At 43.5% G+C, this 18,904-nt stretch carries 16 protein-coding genes; 14 read left to right on the top strand and 2 right to left on the bottom strand.

From position 1 onward, the window contains the following. Positions 1–18: 18 nt before the first annotated feature. Together argS and priA are read right to left on the bottom strand one after the other, a co-directional pair. Positions 19–1,764, bottom strand: coding sequence for an arginine--tRNA ligase (gene argS / locus FM038_RS22720; RefSeq protein ID WP_142873709.1), 1,746 nt, complete (start codon positions 1,762–1,764; stop codon positions 19–21). Between the two features lie 135 nt (positions 1,765–1,899). Continuing rightward, positions 1,900–4,095 carry a primosomal protein N' gene (gene priA / locus FM038_RS22715; protein WP_142873710.1) on the bottom strand — a complete coding sequence of 732 codons (2,196 nt, stop codon included), beginning with the start codon at positions 4,093–4,095 and terminating at the stop codon, positions 1,900–1,902. A gap of 100 nt (positions 4,096–4,195) precedes the next feature. Here priA and FM038_RS22710 point away from each other — a divergent pair, with 100 nt between their 5' ends. The 14 genes from FM038_RS22710 (at position 4,196) to FM038_RS22645 (ending at position 18,879) form a co-directional block, all read left to right on the top strand. Next, entirely contained in the window at positions 4,196–4,963 is a 768-nt protein-coding gene (locus FM038_RS22710) for a LysM peptidoglycan-binding domain-containing protein (protein WP_142873711.1), read from the top strand. A 172-nt stretch (positions 4,964–5,135) separates the two neighbouring features. Further along, positions 5,136–5,348 (top strand): 50S ribosomal protein L31, encoded by a 213-nt coding sequence (gene rpmE, locus FM038_RS22705; protein ID WP_142873712.1) that lies wholly within the window; start codon positions 5,136–5,138, stop codon positions 5,346–5,348. Positions 5,349–5,765: 417 nt separating this feature from the next. Next, positions 5,766–6,602, top strand: a complete 837-nt coding sequence (locus FM038_RS22700; RefSeq protein WP_142873713.1) for a thermonuclease family protein — start codon at positions 5,766–5,768, stop codon at positions 6,600–6,602. 177 nt (positions 6,603–6,779) lie between these two features. Continuing rightward, positions 6,780–8,027, top strand: a complete 1,248-nt coding sequence (locus FM038_RS22695; protein ID WP_142873714.1) for a malic enzyme-like NAD(P)-binding protein — start codon at positions 6,780–6,782, stop codon at positions 8,025–8,027. A gap of 281 nt (positions 8,028–8,308) precedes the next feature. After that, entirely contained in the window at positions 8,309–10,219 is a 1,911-nt protein-coding gene (csrD, locus tag FM038_RS22690) for an RNase E specificity factor CsrD (protein WP_142873715.1), read from the top strand. A gap of 313 nt (positions 10,220–10,532) precedes the next feature. Continuing rightward, entirely contained in the window at positions 10,533–11,474 is a 942-nt protein-coding gene (locus FM038_RS22685) for an MSHA biogenesis protein MshI (protein WP_142873716.1), read from the top strand. After that, entirely contained in the window at positions 11,471–12,076 is a 606-nt protein-coding gene (locus FM038_RS22680) for a PilN domain-containing protein (protein WP_142873717.1), read from the top strand. The genes FM038_RS22685 and FM038_RS22680 overlap by 4 nt, the downstream gene beginning before the upstream one ends. Further along, on the top strand, positions 12,073–12,729 hold the full coding sequence (locus tag FM038_RS22675) for an MSHA biogenesis protein MshJ (protein WP_142873718.1): 657 nt from the start codon (positions 12,073–12,075) through the stop codon (positions 12,727–12,729). Before FM038_RS22680 ends, FM038_RS22675 begins: the two co-directional genes overlap by 4 nt. Further along, a complete protein-coding gene (locus FM038_RS22670) occupies positions 12,710–13,039 on the top strand; it encodes an MSHA biogenesis protein MshK (RefSeq protein WP_223292951.1) in 330 nt (109 codons plus the stop codon). The genes FM038_RS22675 and FM038_RS22670 overlap by 20 nt, the downstream gene beginning before the upstream one ends. Positions 13,040–13,044: 5 nt before the next feature. Then, entirely contained in the window at positions 13,045–14,748 is a 1,704-nt protein-coding gene (gene mshL, locus FM038_RS22665) for a pilus (MSHA type) biogenesis protein MshL (RefSeq protein ID WP_142873719.1), read from the top strand. A 3-nt stretch (positions 14,749–14,751) separates the two neighbouring features. Next, the gene (locus FM038_RS22660; RefSeq protein ID WP_142873720.1) at positions 14,752–15,666 is read left to right on the top strand and encodes an ExeA family protein; all 915 of its coding nucleotides are present in this window, start codon (positions 14,752–14,754) and stop codon (positions 15,664–15,666) included. After that, the gene (locus FM038_RS22655) at positions 15,657–15,902 is read left to right on the top strand and encodes a hypothetical protein (RefSeq protein WP_142873721.1); all 246 of its coding nucleotides are present in this window, start codon (positions 15,657–15,659) and stop codon (positions 15,900–15,902) included. Before FM038_RS22660 ends, FM038_RS22655 begins: the two co-directional genes overlap by 10 nt. Then, positions 15,899–17,137, top strand: coding sequence for a tetratricopeptide repeat protein (locus FM038_RS22650; RefSeq protein WP_142873722.1), 1,239 nt, complete (start codon positions 15,899–15,901; stop codon positions 17,135–17,137). The genes FM038_RS22655 and FM038_RS22650 overlap by 4 nt, the downstream gene beginning before the upstream one ends. Continuing rightward, complete coding sequence (locus tag FM038_RS22645) at positions 17,134–18,879, top strand: GspE/PulE family protein (RefSeq protein ID WP_142873723.1); 1,746 nt, start codon at positions 17,134–17,136, stop codon at positions 18,877–18,879. The genes FM038_RS22650 and FM038_RS22645 overlap by 4 nt, the downstream gene beginning before the upstream one ends. The last annotated feature ends 25 nt before the right edge of the window (positions 18,880–18,904 follow it).

Below are 18,904 nucleotides of genomic sequence, written 5' to 3'. Positions count from 1 at the left end.
GTCAAAGATACCGTTAAGTTACATACGCTCTAAGGTTTCAATACCCAGCAAATCTAGACCTTGCTTCAGTGTCTTTGCCGTAAGTTGAGCGATTAACAGACGACTCTTCTTCTGTTCTTCAGTCTCTGCTGCCAATACTGGGCAAGCTTCATAGAAGCTAGAAAAAGCGCCTGCAAGCTCGAACAGGTAAGCACACATGGCATGGGGATGACCCTTGGAAACCATGCGAGATAATACCTCGGCGAATTGGGCAAGCTTATTACCTAGCGTCTTCTCTTTATCATGTTCCAGAATGATTTTTGCATCGCTCAAGTCGATGTCTGCAGCGCGCTTAAAGATACCGACAACACGGGTGTAAGCGTAAAGCAGGTAAGGAGCGGTATTGCCTTCGAAGCTCAGCATCTGCTCGAAGCTGAAAATATAATCACTAGCACGGTTTTTAGATAGATCTGCATATTTAACTGAACTTATACCGACCACTTTAGCGATCTTCTCAAGTTCTGCTTCATCCATATCAGGGTTCTTGCTGCGAACCAGTTCCAATGCGCGTGTATCGGCTTCTGTTAGCAGGTCAACCAATTTTACGACACCACCAGAACGTGTCTTAAATGGGCGGCCATCAGCACCATTCATAGTACCGAAGCCCATGTGTTCTAAGTTCATGTCAGGATTGACAAATTCAGCTTTGCGGGCAAGCTTAAATACTTGTTGGAAGTGAAGAGCCTGACGCAGATCGACAAAATATAAGACGCGATCGGCTTTCAACACATTAGAGCGGTAACGCATTGCGGCCATATCACTGGTGGCATACAAGTAGCCACCATCGGCTTTCTGTATGATGACAGGTAATGGATCGCCATCTTTCGTTTTAAATTCATCCTGAAAAACGACTTTTGCACCGTTACTTTCTGACAGTAAGCCTTTAGCGTTAAGTTCATCAACGACTGGCTTGAGATCGTCGTTATAAGTACTTTCACCACGGACATCTTCACGTGTCAGGCTGACCCCAAGGCGTGCATAAACATCATGACAGTGGTTAAGAGAAATATCGTTAAACTCGCGCCATAACTTATTGCAGTATTCATCACCTGATTGCAATGAGACCACAAGCTTACGAGCACGAATGGCAAATTCTTCGGATTCATCGAAACGAACTTTAGCAGCACGATAGAAGTTTTCTAGATCAGATAACTCCATTTGAGCTTGCTCGCCATTTTTAGCGCGTAACTCTTCCATATAAGCCAATAGCATGCCGAACTGAGTGCCCCAGTCGCCAACATGATTCTGGCGGATCACCTTGTGACCCTGGAATTCGAGAGCACGTACCACACTGTCGCCAATAATGGTCGAACGTAGGTGACCCACGTGCATCTCTTTAGCTAAGTTAGGTGAGGAGTAATCAACGACAATAGTTTGTTGTGCTGGTAAAACAATACCTAGGTGATCATCGTTTAATGCCGTCATTAGTTGATTGGCTAATGCGTTGTCATCGATGAAGAAGTTGATGAAACCAGGGCCAGCGATCTCAACCTTTGCGACCTGACTATCTTCTGGCAGGCTATCTATGATGAGCTGAGCTATCTCTCTTGGATTCTTACGCGCAACTTTCGTTAGCATCATGGCTAAGTTAGTCGCGAAATCACCATGGGTCTTATCCTTTGTTCGATCCACCTGAATGCGAGCTTCAAAATCAGTTGGAATAACTTCCTGTTGTTTAAGGACGTTTAGGGCTTGGATGAGCAAAGATTGAATATGTGATTTCATTGGCGTTAAGTGACCACTTACTAATGATGGAAAGATTTAGCGATAACCGCACATTTTAGCCGTTTGTGGTGGTCAATTGCTATCCTCTATGCCAAATAAATAGCAGTTTTTTCTATTTATTGTGTTTAATTGGCTTTAAAGCAGATCTTGAGGATCCCTATCTAGGCTCCATTTACATCGCTTAGCCAGAGGCAAGGCTTCTATTTGGGGCTGTGCCTGTTCGAAGGCTTGTTGTAGAAGTGCTCTTGTTTTGGTCTGGAATATCAAGTGTCGACGATACTTTCCCGCTTTCTTGTCCATAGGCGCAGGCATGGGGCCTATCACTTCACAGACTTCATTCTGCGGTAATAGCTCGGCAACTTGAGATAGAAAATTATCGGCATCTATGGCTTGGTGAGCTTCAGCGCGTATGAGTAACATGTGCCACGCCGGCGGCAGCAAGGCTTGTTTGCGCTCATTGAGTTGCCCGCGAGCAAATTCACCATAACCTTTATGCATTAACTCACGCAAAACGGCATTATTCGCTTGATGGGTCTGCATTAAAACGGTGCCTGGTTTTCTAGCGCGGCCGGCTCGACCCGATACTTGGGTATAGAGCTGTCCAAATCGCTCCGGTGCCCGGAAGTCCGCACTAAAGAGTGCACCATCGACATCTAATAACCCTACTAAGGTCACATCGGGAAAATGATGCCCTTTGGCAAGCATCTGAGTGCCGACTAAAATCTTATATTCGCCCTTATGAATCGCATTGAGATGAGCTTCCAGCGCGCCTTTGCGGCTAGTTGTGTCACGATCGATACGCACAACTGGGTATTTAGGGAACTCTTTTTCTAATGCATCGGCAAGTTGCTCTGTGCCGACGCCTTGTCCCATCAGCATGGTGCTGCCACAGCTATGGCATTGACGAGGAATGGCGTAATGGTTACCACAGTGATGACAGCGGATCTCTCCCAAAGACTGATGCACGGTAAAAAAGGCATCGCAGCGATCACATTCGTGCAGATGGCCACATTCATGGCACAGCAATGCGGGGGCAAAGCCTCTTCGGTTGAGGAATAGGAGTACCTGATTGCCTGCATCTAAGTGAATACGTATTTCATTAATTAACGCGTGTGACAAGCCTGTTTTAAGTGGCTGGTTACTGATGTCAATAATGCCTTGGCGTACTTTTTCTGCATTACCGGCACGTTGGCCTAATTCGAGGTGCTTGTAACGACCACTGAGGGCATTTTGTAGGCTTTCCAGTGAAGGTGTCGCAGTGCCCAGTAAAACGGGTATTTGTTCTAAATGACCTCGCATGACCGCAAGATCTCTGGCGTGATAGCCTATGCCTTCTTGCTGTTTAAAACTAGAATCATGTTCTTCATCTAAAATGATGGTGCCAGGATAAGCCATTGGGGTGAAAAGTGCAGAACGCGTGCCTATGATTATGGCTGCTTCACCGGTTTTAGCCTTTTGCCAGGCCGAAAGCCTTTGATTGTCTGTTAAGCCTGAATGGATCACAGCGACTTGAACATTGAAACGGCTCTTAAATCGGCTGATAGTTTGCGGTGTTAAGCCGATTTCAGGCACTAAGATTAGCGCCTGCTTTCCTTGTTTGAGCACAGATTCAAGTAATGCGAGGTAAACTTCAGTTTTACCGGAACCTGTAATGCCTTCGAGTAGCGTACAGTGGTAACCCTTTTGTTGGTTTAGTGTCGCAACGGCAATGGCCTGTTCAGGGTTGAGCGTTAACGGATCTTCTCCTAGCGTTAGCTCATCGCGCCAACTGAGATCTATTTGATTAATTCGATCATGTTTCTCAATCCAATCTTTATCCTGTAGTGCCTTTATTGCAGATTTACTCAAGGCTAAGCTGTTGAGTTCATCTTGGGTCATTTCACCTTTTTGTAAATATTCCATGACCTTTTTTTGGGCATGTGCTCGCTTGAGTGTATCGAGACAAGCTTCTCTACCTGCGGAGGTTAGTGACCAAAAGGTGGTGGTGTCGGCGGAAACTTCCGCGCCTTTACGTAACGCGACAGGGAGGGCTTGAGATAGCATTTGCCCCAGACTACAAAAGTAATACCTAGCGGCCCATGCTGTAAGTTTATAAAGTGAATCAGGCAGTAAAGGTTCATCATCTAACAGTTCAATGATAGATTTAATCTTATTTGCTGCTAAGTTACATGTATCCGTTGTTTGTGTAACTAGGCCAATCAATTGCTGGCGGCCGAAAGGGACTTTGACTCTCATGCCCTTCTGAGGCAAGCAAGTGACAGATTCAGGTACTTTATAACTGAAGGTCTGCCGCATAGGGACTGGGAGGGCAACTTCAACAAACAGGGGCATAGATGGACAGGCTTAATCAAAGGATGAAAGCAGTGTAACCAGCCAACCTGTTTAGGGCTACTTTTATCTACATTATTGGCATCGTAAGGGGATGGAACCAATGTCTACAATAATAAAATCAGTGATGATAACGCTACTGCTTGTCTGTGGTTTTTTTTCCAGTGTGGGTAATGCTTATGCCCAAATTTCTCATGTCAGCATTAATGAGCAGCAATTTATTTTGGGTGGCTATCCTAAATTTAGGCTCAATATCGTATCTCAGCATGAAAGCATAGATAAAATACAGTTCGTGGTTCGCCAAGCAAGTGGTGAAGAGAGATTGATGGTGAAGCCTATCAATAATTTTCTCTTGTTGGTGAGTGGAGTCGAAGATGTGCTAGACCCTAATGCAACTTTAGTGATCAGAGAATATAGGGTCAACAAGTGGCGTGATGTAAAGCAGTTTAATCTGTTTAAGGGACAGAAGCTGTCGCCTGAATTATCCACCAAGACGTCGGATGAACATCTAAAACTTGAGAAGTCTGTTGCCTATAGCGCACAGACGAACACTAAAGCGGTGCCAGCTAAGTCGATAGACGCAGATAAGCCAGTTTCAGCTCGCTATAGAGCAGCATTAATCGATAGCTCTTGCCAGCTTGAATATACAAGCGATATGACGTTATGGCGCATAGGGACTCAGCAAGGCAAGCGATGGGGAATAAGTACTTATGGCGCGATCTTGGCCATTTTTGAAGCGAACATTCCAGCTTTTATAGATGGTAAAATAAACAGTTTACGGGCCGATGTACCGCTTAAATGCCCATCTATCGCTCTTAGAGAAAAATATGCAGACAGTAATATGGCAAAGAAAGCCTTTGAGTTACTTTGATTTTTCCTTTAAAACATTCACTTAGGATGATATGGAATGAAAGGGCTTAAAGCCTCTTGTATCTTGTTTTTTATTACTGTATGATTTCGCGCCTAAATAATTTATTAACAGCATGTGGTGTCCAACTTCGGGTTGGGAGAGCGACATGGCCTTCAACTTAGAGGTAATCCCAATGAAAGCAGATATCCATCCAGCATATGCAGAAATCACTGCAACTTGTACTTGTGGTAACGTAATTAAAGTAAATTCAACTGCAGGTAAGTCACTGCACTTGGACGTATGTGGTTCATGTCACCCATTCTACACTGGTACACAGAAAGTTACGGACACTGGTGGACGTATCGATAAGTTCAACAAGCGCTTCGGTGCTCTTGGTAAGAAGTAATCTTTATTCTTTAAAGAACTTCTATATCGAACGAAAAGGTGCCTATACGGCGCCTTTTTTGTGCCTAGAATTTAACACTCGTGTTTTTAGAACTATAGAAAGGTGTCATCTTAGTTACGGCGCCTTTTTTGTGCCTGAAATTCAACCCTCATGTTGCTTTGGGAAAATAGAAAGGTGTCATCTTAGCTACGGCGCCTTTTTTGTGTCTGAAATTCAACCCTCATGCTACTCTTGGAACATAGCTAAGGTGTCATCTTAGCTACGGTGCCTTTATTGTGTCAGCTAAGTGTTACACACCTAATTGTTAGATCTAAAAGTGTTACCTATCTTGAAAAACACCGTCTTTGTTAATCTGTTATATTCTTCATGGTGATTATTTAAGCTTGCACCGCATGCTATTAATGAGGAGAAAGAATAATGCTAGGTTTTAAGCTCCTCTCGGTCCTCATTCTGCTTCGAAACAAAACTCGATGGATACGTCACTGCGTATTTCTATTAACAGGCCTGTGTAGCCTCTCAGTTCAGCTGGCCACAGCCTCTGAGAGCCAGTGTGTGACGACAAGCTTCGATGAGCAAGTTGAGCTAGATTATGTCAACGATGGCGATACCATCACCCTTAAGGATGGACGCTTAGTGCGTTTAATTGGCATAGACTCACCCGAGATGGACTTTCAGTATCCGGCACTGTCTGAGCCCTATGCCAAGGAGGCTCGTCATTTTCTGCAGCAGCACCTGCAACTCGGTCAGTTACTTAATTTATCCTTCGATAGGAAAAAGTTAGATCCATATGGCAGGACCTTAGCATATGTTTATACCTTAGATGGTGAGCATCTACAGGAGACCTTATTACGTAAAGGCTATGCAAAAACTCGTGTGTACCAAAATGATTACTTCTGGGAATGTCTCAATGAGGTAGAGTTGAATGCTCGTGATAAAAATTTAGGTTTATGGTCTCATCCAGACTATCAAGCTAAGACTGTCGACAAGCTTAACCGTGACGATCTAAACCGTTGGGGAGAAATTAAAGGTGTTGTTACCGGTTTTGAAAGAAAGTCTCAGCATTTATGGCTAATTTTGGATAACAAATTCTATATTGGTATACCTAGACAAGATTCTAGTAAGTTTATCAACATTTTGAACCTAAAACTGCTTGAAACCCCGATAATAGCCCGTGGTACGTTGTATTATTCCTACAAAAAGTGGCAGTTAATCAGCTCTCATCCATCGCAGATAAGTTTGCAAAATAAGCCTTAGAGCAACATTCTTTATCTTTAGCTGAATTTTACTAATATGTTGTTTAAAAAGTGTGACAATTCGAGTATCGTACCCACTTTAGTAGGCCCTACGTGAGCATTAATAAAAGCTGACGAGATAGCTTGCTAAAAAAGACCTCATTAAAAGTTAACTCGTTGCATTTTCAGGATTAAAAAAATGTCAGATCTTCGCCAACAAGCCCTCGATTACCATGAGTTCCCTGTACCAGGCAAAACAGCTGTTTGCCTAACCAAGCCAGCCGAAACGAGTATGGATCTGGCACTTGCTTATAGCCCAGGTGTTGCTGAACCCGTACGTGAAATTGCTGCCAATCCAGATGATGCTTATCGTTATACAGCCAAAGGCAATACGGTCGCTGTTATTTCAAATGGAACAGCCATTTTAGGCTTAGGTAATTTAGGCCCGCTAGCATCAAAGCCAGTAATGGAAGGTAAGGCGCTACTGTTCAAACACTTTGCCAATATTGATGCGACAGATATCGAAGTCAAACATCGTACGGCTGAAGAGTTTATCAACACAGTTGAAGCTATTGCCGATACCTTTGGTGGAATTAACTTAGAAGATATCAAGGCTCCTGAGTGTTTTGAAATCGAGAAGGCACTCATTGAGCGTTGTAGCATTCCTGTATTCCATGATGATCAGCACGGTACTGCGATTGTTACTGCGGCAGGCATGATGAATGCACTACAGATCCAAGGCAAGAAAATTGAAGAGTCGATTTTTGTCTGTATGGGAGCGGGAGCTGCTGCCATCGCCTGTATGACCATGCTCGTTAAGTGTGGTGTTCAACGTGAAAATGTTTACATGTTGGATAGAAAAGGTGTGATCCATACACGCCGTGAAGACATTAATGAGTACAAGGCATTATTTGCTAACAATACTGATAAGCGTACGCTTCGAGATGTCATCAAGGGAGCCGATGCTTTCTTAGGCCTTTCTGGTCCAAATGTTTTGGGCGCTGAAGATGTGGCTTTGATGGCTGAGAAACCAGTGATTTTTGCTTGTTCTAATCCAGACCCAGAGATCAAACCTGAGATTGCTCACGATGTACGTAAAGACTTGATCATGGGAACAGGTCGTAGCGACTACCCTAATCAAGTGAACAACGTGCTTTGTTTCCCATTCATCTTCCGTGGTGCACTCGATGTTCGTGCCTCAAAGATTAATGATGAGATGAAGATTGCAGCCGTGCATGCGATCGCTGAATTGGCCAAAGAAGACGTTCCGGCGTCAGTGCTTAAAGCCTACCCAGGTGTTGAATCTTTGAGTTTTGGACCTGAATATGTGATCCCTAAGCCTATGGATCCTCGCCTATTATCAAATGTGGCTAAAGCTGTTGCGCAAGCGGCCATTGATTCAGGTGTTGCTGCTATTACAGAGTTACCTGAAAATTACATGAGTTAATTCAGCTTAGTTGCTGTATTGAAAGGGGCCTTGGGCCCCTTTTTTATTTTCTTCACTAAGTATTGAAATTGTAAAAGAGTAAACCCTTACGTGAATTTCACTCAAAGATTGAAGAGTGAGAGATTTATTTGTATGGTTTAGCTTTAGATAAGACAATTTCCTTTTCTGTCTTACTATTTTGCGCTGTTCTGTAAATGCGATGAATCGAGCTTTCTCTGGTCTACATATCTGGACTTGCTTTCGATTTTAATAAGAATAATAAATTCTGCAGGAAGCGGATCATGAAACTGACACAAATTTTAACCCGTAAATTAACTAGCTTCTGGCTCATGTCTTTAGCTGCGGTTGCCTTTATATTTTTGCTTATCGCCTTAGTGAGCTTCACTCAGTTGACCTATAAATTTCAGCTGCAAAAGGTCACCGAGCTTGAAACTATGCTTATTCATCATTATGAGCATGAAAACAATCAATCACTCTCCTCCTGGCTCCCCTCAATATTAAAGGCTTATAACGCGTTAAATCTGCAGATCACGGCTAAAGACGAAATAATTTATAGCTATCAGTCTGATATGCCCAGAACAGAAGGAATGAGCTACCAAAGGCCTTTGCTTAAGAGTGAAGATTTGAATCTGAAGGTGACCTTGCCTCAGCCTTTTACAATGTATTCTTTGTCTTGGTACGAATTGCTCATTTTGGTCATTGGGCTTACTTCGATAATCTTTTTTGTGCGGCAGGGTCAGAGGTGGTTATCAAATGAGCTACAGGGGATAGAAGATCTAGCAGTACGCAGTAAGCTGATTTTGGAGAATGAATATGAGAAAGCCTTAGCTGAGAAGGGCGACGGTCGTCCTCGGCTGATAAACCGCGCTTTGACTCATATGCTATTGGAGTTAGATGATGCGGAAAAACAAAGGGCTAGATTCGATCAATTTATTCGCTCTAATACGTTTCTCGATCCTGAAACTGGAATTGGCAATCGTCTATTTTTAAAGAATCGTCTCGATGCATTGAGTAACGATCGCGGCATGATGGCACCGGGTGTGCTATTTCTGCTCGAGATGGAGGATATGGATCTGCTACAGCAAGAGCTAGGGGATGACTCTATCGATGAGATGCTCAATCAGACCATCAGTGATATTAATCAGATACTAGATAGCCAGGCAAACAGTATTTTCTCCCGTCGCTCCTTTAACCAGTTTGCCATAGTCGTGCCGCAAATCTCACTAAAAGATGTTGAGAAGTTAGCGGCAAAATTACTTAAAGTGTGTCTGAGTCAAACTCTGCCTGTTACCGATAATAATGAAGATTTCTTCCATATTGGTGCTGCCTATTTCAAGGTAGGAGATACCAAGGAACAGCTTCTTGATGAGTCAGAGCGTGCCCTGAGGGCTGCCCAATTTCAGGGGAGTAGTGGCTGGTTTATGTATGACAAGGGTGCCGTAGATGAAGAGTTGGCAAAGGGCTCGGTAAGGTGGCGTAGTTTTCTTGAGTACGCACTGGTTAATAAGCGGTTAGTTGTTTTTTCCCAGCCTGTAGTGGACAGTGATATGGAGACTCAGCATTTCGAGATATCCAGCCGCATTCGAGATAATAAAAACAATCTGATCAGAGCAACCTTGTATATTCCAATGGCGATTAAATGTGGTTTAACGCCGCAGTTTGAACGCCAGGTCATTGAGATGGTGTTGTTTGATCTACTCTCTGATCCTAAAGATAAAACCACTAAATACAGTATTAATTTAAGCTTAGATACCTTGTTAAGTCGTGCTTTCATTCGCTGGTTGAAGACAAGCTTATTAGAATATCGGCACTTAACACCTAGGCTAATTTTTGAGATAAATGAAGATATTGTGGTACATCATCAATCTCAGTTGAAAGACAAACTCGATATGATTAAGAAGATGGGAGCTAGCTTGTGTGTGGACAGAGTCGGTCAGCAAGTGGTGAGTACGCAATATATTAAAGAATGTCATTTTGATTTTATTAAGTTGCACCGTTCAATCGTTACTCAAATTCATCTTCGTCAGGAAAATCAATTGTTTGTTCGAAGCCTTATTGGTGGATTGTATCGTACCGATGTGCAAGTTTTTGCCGAAGGCGTCGAGTCTTTCGAAGAGTGGCAAACGTTAAAAATTCTCGGAGTAAGTGCTGGCCAGGGAAGTTTGTTTAGTGATCCCGTTGAGGAAGTCTAAGGATGTACTCCGCCCTCGATGTTAGGCTGGATTTTTACAACAAGAGTTTCTTATTTAGGCTGAGTGTGAGAGGTTTTGAAGTTATAAGTGAACAAAACCCTATTCGATCGTTTTCATTGTGTGTTTTTTCTATAAAATTAGCAGATTAGCCGCTACAATAAGTGTAAGAATTTTGACGCTTGGACACATAGGGCCCATTCAGATGCTAGCCCTTCCACTGTTTTAGCTTCTGTAGCTCAATCCTTATGGCCTCCTATGCCCAATCCAAAGTATGAATTGGAACATGATTAAAGTAATAACGGACGTTCTTTAAATGGAAAAAAGTCTTTTTAGTAGATTGGCCTTCTGGCAAAAAAACCATTCGTATATCGAACTTGGTGTCTACGTTCGTCCAGATAAACTTGTTGTGTATCAAGCTACAGCGTCATCAAATGACGGTGAGCAAGCCATTGGGTCTGACATCATTGAAACCAATGGTAGCATTCAGGAGTTTGCATTTAATGGCACTGACTGGCAGGGCGTTTTTGCTCTGATGGCAAAGCAGTTTGGGCCTGCTCGTATTCATATCACCTTAAGCGCATCTTTTTATCAATTGTTAATTGTCGATAAGCCCCATGTAGAAGTTGAGGAGATCTCTCAAGCCTTGTTATGGTCGGTAAAAGACATGGTTAGTCAGTCGATAGCCGATATACATTTTGATTATTTTGATTCGCCATTAGCCAATAGTAATAAATTAAACGTGGTTGTGGCAGAAAAGCCGATAATGTCAGCCATGGCGGTTGCAGCGAAAGAAAACCAAATACAGATCATTGGGATCAGTATCGAGGAGATGGCGGTTACCGGTCTCTTTGCAGAAGATAATCAAGCGAGATTAGTCTTGTGCCATGTTTCAGGTCAGGAGCTGTTATTGACCGTCGTTAAGCAAGGTGAACTTTACATGCAAAGACGGGTGAGGGGCTTTAATAAGCTCGATACCGTTAGCCAAGATGAGTTAGCCATGGGAATGGCGGACAATTTAAGTTTGGAGTTACAGCGCTCAATGGATTATTTCGAGAGCCAACTGCGTCAGGCGCCAGTCGCTTCGATAGAGCTGTTAATTAATGGCCAAGTCGAAAAGCTTGCCGAGCTGGTGAGTGAAAACTTCAACCAGAAAGTTAACGCTATTGCTATAGATTCTGTTGAGTCAAAAATTGCACTGCTGAGTTATGGTGAGTTTGCTCGAATTAACTCAAGTGAAGCAGGAGCGCAGGTATGAACTTAAAGAAACGCGTTAACCTGTATTCCGATAGCTTACTGCCGAAAGAGCAAAGACTCAGCTTTAAACGCCTGACTCAGGCTTTAGGCTTGCTGGTATTCATTTTTGTAGTCAGTAGTACTGTTACTTATGTTTTAGTGCTGGATTTAGAGGCAGAAAAATCAGAATTAACGCAACAGCAGCGACTGCTGAACAGTAAAAAGCAATCCTTAGAGTCTGCTATTGCCCAACGTACACCGGATGCTCGGCTTGTCGATAGGGTTGAGCTTTTGTCTCAGCAGGTGGAGTTGAAACAGATGTTGATTGGTGAGTTGAGTCAAAGAGAGGCGCTAACCAGCCATGGTTATTCGCTGCTTTTTACCGATCTTGCTCGAGTTGCAAACAGTAATATCTGGCTAAATCGTATCCGCGTGGAAGAAAATAGCTATATCTTTGAAGGTTTCAGCTCGGCACCTAATAGCGTGCCTTTATGGGTCGAGCGTTTAAAAACAACTGAGACGTTGAAGGGCCATGCATTTGCCACTATGTCGATGAGCCGTGGAGAAGATAAGCCACTTGGTTTCACCTTGACGAGCAAAGCGGAAACGGAGGAGGCCAAGTGAAGCAAATATGGAAACAGTGGGCCACTCGATTTGACGTACTGAGTCAACGTGAAAGAGTCATGGTGGCGACAGCAGCTTTAGTCGTGATAGGCATGCTTTGCTATCTGCCCTTTGAGTCTTTACTGCTAGAGCAGCAAAAATTAGCAAAACAGAATAAAGCTTTAGCCAGTGAGAATAATATCTCACTGCAGCAAGTTGAACTGTATGAACAGCGTTTAGCACAAGATCCTAATGACGACTATAACAATAGGTTCGCGGTTTTAAAGCAACAAAATGCAGACTTAGATGACCAGCTTTCATTCCAGATGGTCGATATGGTGCCAGCTAATCATATGCCAGCCTTGCTGAGTGAGTTACTTAGTAAGGTCACAGGTATAGATTTACACGAGTTTAAATCTATACCTCCGACTCCACTACTTGAAGTCGGCGATGATAAAAAAATGAATTTATACAGTCATGGGATCAGTCTGACCTTAGAAGGGGATTATTTTTCCATGCTCAAATTTATTCAAGCTGTAGAAGCTATGCCCAATAAACTGTACTGGAAAAAAATAGATTATAAGGTTGATGAGTATCCTGTTGCGACAGTGGTGCTGGAACTCTATACCTTAAGCATAAATAAGGACTTTATCAGTGTCGCTACTCAAGGCTAACGTGCCAATTGCTGTACTGATGTTGCTTACCACTAGCATTCAGGCGGAAACATTACGAGATCCCACTCGTCCGGGTCATGGTGCGATTGTTATCGCATCAACGACTACAGATAACGAAAATCAGTTGGTATTAAACAGCGTATTGAAGTCAGGAAGTGCTTCTTATGCTGTGATAAATAATAAAATATTATCTGTTGGAGATCGGATACAAGGTGTGAAAATTACCGCGATTAACGTAAGTTCTGTGTCCTTATCAGATGGGCGTAACCTCGCCATGTACCAAGCAATAACAGAGACAAAGGAAAATTAATTAAAATGACTGCGCTAAAAACTATAACGCCTCTGTTAGCTTTGCTGTTGGTAGCATGCCAGACAACCAACAGACCGGAACCTGTAGCTTCTAAAGAGGTGCTTGCGGAGTCGGTTCAAGCTGAATCGAATAAGAAGCTTAGTCCGCCTCCGGCGACAATGCCTGAATCTATCCAGAAAGAACTCGCCTCGGCAGAACTTCTTGCTGGGCTTGCACCCACACAGAGAACCGAGCGTCGTTTTGATGTTTCAGCTCATGATGTCGATGCTAAAGTATTTTTCCCCAGTTTAGTGCAAGGCACTCCACTGAGTGTGGCTGTTCACCCAGATGTCTCTGGTACGATTTCACTGTCGCTAAAGGGAGTGACCTTGAGTGAGACATTGCAGGTTGTTGAAGATATTTATGGTTATGAAGTTAGCCGTGAAGGACGAATTTTACGTATCTATCCAGCCGGTATGCGTACAGAAACATTCCCTTTGAACTATCTCTATATGGAGCGCCAAGGTCTTTCTTTGACTTCAGTTAACTCTGGACGAATTTCTGACAGTAACAATAATTCAAGCTCAGGTAGCAGCAACAGTAATAGTAATGGCAATGGTAACAATAGCTCATCGAATAACAGCTCTGACTCTAGCAGTGGCGGTAGTAGCAATGAGACGACCAATGGTACCTTTATTCGCTCGACAACTAAGACAGACTTTTGGGGTGAGTTAAAAGAAACATTGGTATCGATAGTAGGCAATACTAGCGGTGGGCGTCAGGTCGTTGTAACACCACAAGCTGGGCTTGTCACTATTCGAGCTTACCCAAATGAATTAAGACAAGTTCGTTCTTTCTTACAAATGGCAGAGACTCACTTACAACGACAAGTGATCTTAGAAGCGAAAATATTAGAAGTCACGTTATCGGATGGCTATCAGCAAGGGATCCATTGGGAAAATGTTTTAGGCCATGTTGGTGATACAGACATATCTTTTGGTACATCCCCAGGCGGAAGTGGTTTATCAGATCAAATAACCGGTGTGATTGGTGGTGTGACTTCGCTGACGTTTTCTGGCAACGATTTTAGCGCAATGATCAGTTTGCTCGATACTCAAGGTGATGTAGATGTACTTTCCAGCCCTCGAGTGACCGCTTCAAACAACCAAAAAGCTGTGATTAAAGTGGGTACCGATGAGTACTTTGTGACCGATGTTTCATCTACAACAGTTGCTGGAACAACACCAGTTACTACACCTGAAGTGGAGCTGACTCCTTTCTTCTCAGGTATAGCCTTAGATGTGACGCCGCAGATAGATGGTGAAGGTAATGTGTTATTGCATATTCATCCATCGGTTATCGATATTAAAGAACAGATCAAAACGATAAAAATTTCAGGTAGCTCACTCGAACTTCCCCTTGCTCAAAGCGATATCCGTGAATCAGATACCGTGATTAAGGCGAGAAGCGGTGATGTTGTGGTGATCGGTGGTTTGATGAAGAGTGAGAATATCGAAATCAAATCTCAAGTCCCTATATTGGGCGACATTCCTTTTCTGGGAGAGTTATTTACTAACCGGTCTAAGTCTCTGAAGAAGACTGAATTAGTGATTTTGCTCAAACCTACAGTTGTTGGGGCAAATACCTGGAAAGAAGAATTAAAGCGCTCTAAAGAGCTACTTGATCGCTGGTATCCAGAAGAGCAAGATGACAGCGAACAAGGACAGTAAATTTTGTACCTGCAACATTTTGGGCTAACGGAGACCCCTTTTTCATTAACCCCTAATACTGAGTTTTTCTTTGGACTTGCGCCTCATGTTGAGGCGCTGCAGGTGTTGCAAACTGCATTGCAGACAGGTGAAGGTTTTATTAAGGTCACGGGTGAAGTCGGCACCGGAAAAACCCTTATCTGCCGTAAATTGATCAATGAGTTACCTAAACGTTTTCATTGTGCTTACCTGCCTAATCCGTATTTGTCTCCTGAAGAATTAAGGTGGGCTGTCGCGTTAGAGTTAGGGCTTAAATATTCTGCCGAAATTAATCAGATGCAATTAACTGGGCTTATTCAGCAGCAGTTATTTGCCTTGTGTGCTCATGGTCATTCAATTGTTTTAGTGCTTGATGAAGCACAAGCTTTGCCAGATGAGAGTTTAGAAGCTTTACGCCTGTTTACTAATCTAGAAACCGAGAGCCGAAAACTATTACAAGTGGTGCTTTTTGCTCAGCCAGAATTAGATGAAAGGCTGAATCAGCATAACTTTAGGCAATTAAGACAAAGAATCACATTTAGTTACTGCCTGAGACCACTCACCTTGGATGAAGCTAATGCCTATGTTCACTATCGGTTAAGTGTAGCCGGTAGCGAGGGAGAGCCCTTATTCAACCATAAAAATACCCGTGTGTTAGCGGCTGCCTCGAAAGGCGTACCTAGATTGATCAATATTCTGGCACATAAGTCCTTGTTGCTCAGTTTTGGCGAAGGCGCTGAGCGTGTTGAATATCGTCATGTCAAAGGGGCTATCATAGATACCCAAGATACTAAACTTAGTTTGAGAGCCAGATGGTTTTGGTTTATGGGGCTTGGCATCATGTCGTTGGTCAGTGGGTTTGGATTGCATTTATTTTATGGGGTTAGTTCATGGGTGTGATTAACTCATTAATGGTTGGACTTGGATTGTATTTATTTAATGAAGTTAACTCATTGATGGCTGGACTTGGATTGCATTTATTAAATGAAGTTAACTCATTGATGGCTGGACTTGGATTGTATTTATTTAATGAAGTTAACTCATTGATGGCTGGACTTGGATTGTATTTATTTAATGAAGTTAACTCATTGATGGCTGGACTTGGATTGCATTTATTCAATGGGGTTAACTCATGAGCGTGATTAACTCTATGCTGAAAGATTTGGATAAGCGTCAGCAACCTCATTCACTGGAAAGCTTGAATGTGGCTTCGGTGCAGTATCAAGCTAAGCCAACTTCAAGATTACCTTGGGTATTATTAGCACTGGTATCGATTTTGTTGATAGCTGGGAGCATATATAGCTACATGCAGCTATCTAATGCTACGACGCCGATATCTAAAGGTGTTACCAATACTAGAGTGGCTCAAGCCGATGGTGCAGTAGCTAATACAAGCAAACTTAGTGAAGGGGAAGGTATAAGCACAGCCTCTACAACTCCTCTTAGTGAGCCAGTTCAGGGAGCTGAACCTCTAGTTTCACAACTAGTCTCTGTCACTGCTGCTGATGCAATTAGCTCTGAACTTGATTTAGAATCATCAGCCACACAAGAGGCTAACGTATTAATCAGCCAAGAAAGCCAAGTACCCGAGATAGCAGTAGCAAAGGCTCCTGCAATACAAGCTATAGCAATAAAAGAGAGTGCGAGTGTTGAGCCAACTCTAGACCCTGTTCAAGATCTAGCTCAAGTCTCAGATCCTGCTCCAGTTTCAGAGCCTACTATAGCTCGTGCTGCGAGCTTGAAAGCTATTCCAAGAGAGAGCTCGATGGCGGTAACAGAAGTTCAGGTATCCAATGAGCAATTAGCTCAAAGACGATACTCGCTGGCAACAGCGGCAGAAGAGCGAGGGCTTCTGAGTGATGCCATTGTTTATTACAGCGAAGTGTTAGCGCTTGTTCCAGATATGCATAAAGCCAGAAGACAGCTTGCAGCCCTGTATTATGGTCAGAGTCGTCTCGATTTAGCCAGTGAGACCTTAGTTAAGGGCATCGCGATATTTCCTCTTGAGTACGACTATTCATTATTACTGGCCAGAGTTCAGCAAGCCGCCGGTAAAACTCAATTAGCTATGGCCAGTTTGACCCAGATCCCTGACGGAAGTGCGAGAGATGTTCAGAAGTGGACGATGCAATCGAGTTTGGCTCAAAGCATAGGCAAACATGAGTTATCTGAAGACAGTTACCGCAAGCTATTACGTGTCGCTCCCGGACAAGCTAAATGGTGGATGGGATTAGGTTACGCCCTGGATGCTCAGCAAGAATATGTGCCAGCAAAGCAAGCTTATCAACAAGCGTTGTCGGCGCAGGGGCTTTCCAAGCAGGCTCAAGATTATATCGAGAATAGACTAGTTCAGTTAGGAGATAGCGAGTGAAACCGAAGTTAAAGATGCGGCTGGGTGATCTCCTTGTTCAGGAACAGATCATCAGTGAAGAACAACTGTTAAAAGCACTGGCTGAACAAAGACACAGCGGCAAAAAATTAGGCCGCACACTTATCGATCTTCAATCTATCACCGAAGAGCAGCTGTTACAGTTTCTGTCTCAGCAACTTAATATTCCTTTTATCGATATCAGCAAAAGGCCTATTCCTGCAGAGGTGGTGAACCTGCTGCCAGAGGTGCAAGCTCGACGCTATCGTGCTTTAGTGGTCGAAGATAATGGCGACAGTGTTTTAATTGCGATGAGCGATCCGGCCGATTTACAGGCTATGGATAACCTTGAGGTGCAGGTCTTACCTAAGCGTTTGAAGATTGCGGTAGTCACTGAAAGTCAGCTGCTAGATGCCTTCGATAATCTTTACCGACGCACCGATGAGATTGCGCAGATAGCAGGTAAGCTGGAAGAGGAATATGCCGCCGATGATCAGTTCGATCTGGCGAGCCTGACCGACGGTGACAGTGATAACGAAACCACAGTCGTTAAGTTACTCCAGTCCATCTTTGAAGATGCGGTGCAGATGCGAGCCTCGGATATTCATATCGAGCCTGGTGAGAAAGTGCTGCGAATTCGTCAGCGTATCGATGGACAGCTGCATGAAAATATTTTGCCAGAGGCGAGTATTGCAGCTGCTCTGGTGTTACGTCTCAAGTTAATGGCTGGTTTGGATATTTCTGAAAAACGTCTACCACAAGATGGACGTTTTCATATGGAGATCAAAGGCCATAAGATTGATGTGCGTATGTCGACTATGCCTATCTATCATGGCGAGTCTGTGGTGATGCGACTGCTTGATCAATCTGCAGGCTTATTGACCCTAAATGAAACGGGGATGCCACCAGAAATTTTAGCTCGAATTCGTAAACAGATTAAGCGTCCCCACGGAATGCTTTTGGTTACTGGGCCAACAGGTAGCGGTAAAACCACGACCTTATACGGTGTGTTAAGCGAGCTTAATACCGCAGATCGTAAAATTATCACTGTAGAAGATCCGGTGGAATACCAGCTCCCGCGTATTAACCAAGTTCAGGTTAACCATAAAATTGGCCTAGATTTTTCACATGTATTGAGAACCACCTTGCGTCAAGATCCCGATATCATCATGGTGGGTGAGATGCGAGATAAAGAAACCGTAGAGATTGGTCTTAGAGGCGCGTTAACAGGTCACTTCGTGCTATCGACATTGCACACCAATGATGCGGTGACGAGTGCATTAAGATTGCTGGATATGGGGGCGGCGAGCTACTTAGTAGCCAGTGCTCTTCGGGTGATTATTGCACAGAGATTAGTGAGACGAGTTTGTCAGAATTGTTCAAACGAATATCAATTATCGACACAAGATTGGGCTTGGTTAAACTCCGTAAGCCAACAAGATTTTTCTCAGGCGACATTTAAAATTGGCTCAGGTTGTCAAAGCTGTAATGGCAGTGGTTACCGAGGACGTATTGGGGTGTTTGAGATCTTAGAGTTGGATGAATCTATGATTGAAGCCATGCGTACTGGCAACCCGCAAGACTTTGCCCAAGCAGCCAAAAATAGCCCGAATTTTACTCCGTTAGCAGAATCCGCCTTGAAGTATCTCGCCGAGGGTATGACGACGATAGAAGAGGTGGCTAAGCTGGTGGAAGATGTGACTGAATCTCAAATACCTCTTTCAGCCGATATGGTGAAGCAATAAGTGACTATTGAAGAGCAGGGACAAA

The organism is Shewanella eurypsychrophilus (assembly GCF_007004545.3).
Classification (GTDB): Bacteria; Pseudomonadota; Gammaproteobacteria; order Enterobacterales; family Shewanellaceae; genus Shewanella; species Shewanella eurypsychrophilus.
Note: the sequence above shows the minus strand (reverse complement) of the source record. Positions and strands in the feature narration are given on the sequence as shown.

Bases quoted from the DNA above. Each gene is read 5' to 3' on its own strand.
- argS (WP_142873709.1), bottom strand. From the start codon at position 1,764: ATGAAATCACATATTCAATCTTTGCTCATCCAAGCCCTAAACGTCCTT.
- priA (WP_142873710.1), bottom strand. From the start codon at position 4,095: ATGCCCCTGTTTGTTGAAGTTGCCCTCCCAGTCCCTATGCGGCAGACC.
- FM038_RS22710 (WP_142873711.1), top strand. From the start codon at position 4,196: ATGTCTACAATAATAAAATCAGTGATGATAACGCTACTGCTTGTCTGT.
- rpmE (WP_142873712.1), top strand. From the start codon at position 5,136: ATGAAAGCAGATATCCATCCAGCATATGCAGAAATCACTGCAACTTGT.
- FM038_RS22700 (WP_142873713.1), top strand. From the start codon at position 5,766: ATGCTAGGTTTTAAGCTCCTCTCGGTCCTCATTCTGCTTCGAAACAAA.
- FM038_RS22695 (WP_142873714.1), top strand. From the start codon at position 6,780: ATGTCAGATCTTCGCCAACAAGCCCTCGATTACCATGAGTTCCCTGTA.
- csrD (WP_142873715.1), top strand. From the start codon at position 8,309: ATGAAACTGACACAAATTTTAACCCGTAAATTAACTAGCTTCTGGCTC.
- FM038_RS22685 (WP_142873716.1), top strand. From the start codon at position 10,533: ATGGAAAAAAGTCTTTTTAGTAGATTGGCCTTCTGGCAAAAAAACCAT.
- FM038_RS22680 (WP_142873717.1), top strand. From the start codon at position 11,471: ATGAACTTAAAGAAACGCGTTAACCTGTATTCCGATAGCTTACTGCCG.
- mshL (WP_142873719.1), top strand. From the start codon at position 13,045: ATGACTGCGCTAAAAACTATAACGCCTCTGTTAGCTTTGCTGTTGGTA.
- FM038_RS22655 (WP_142873721.1), top strand. From the start codon at position 15,657: ATGGGTGTGATTAACTCATTAATGGTTGGACTTGGATTGTATTTATTT.
- FM038_RS22650 (WP_142873722.1), top strand. From the start codon at position 15,899: ATGAGCGTGATTAACTCTATGCTGAAAGATTTGGATAAGCGTCAGCAA.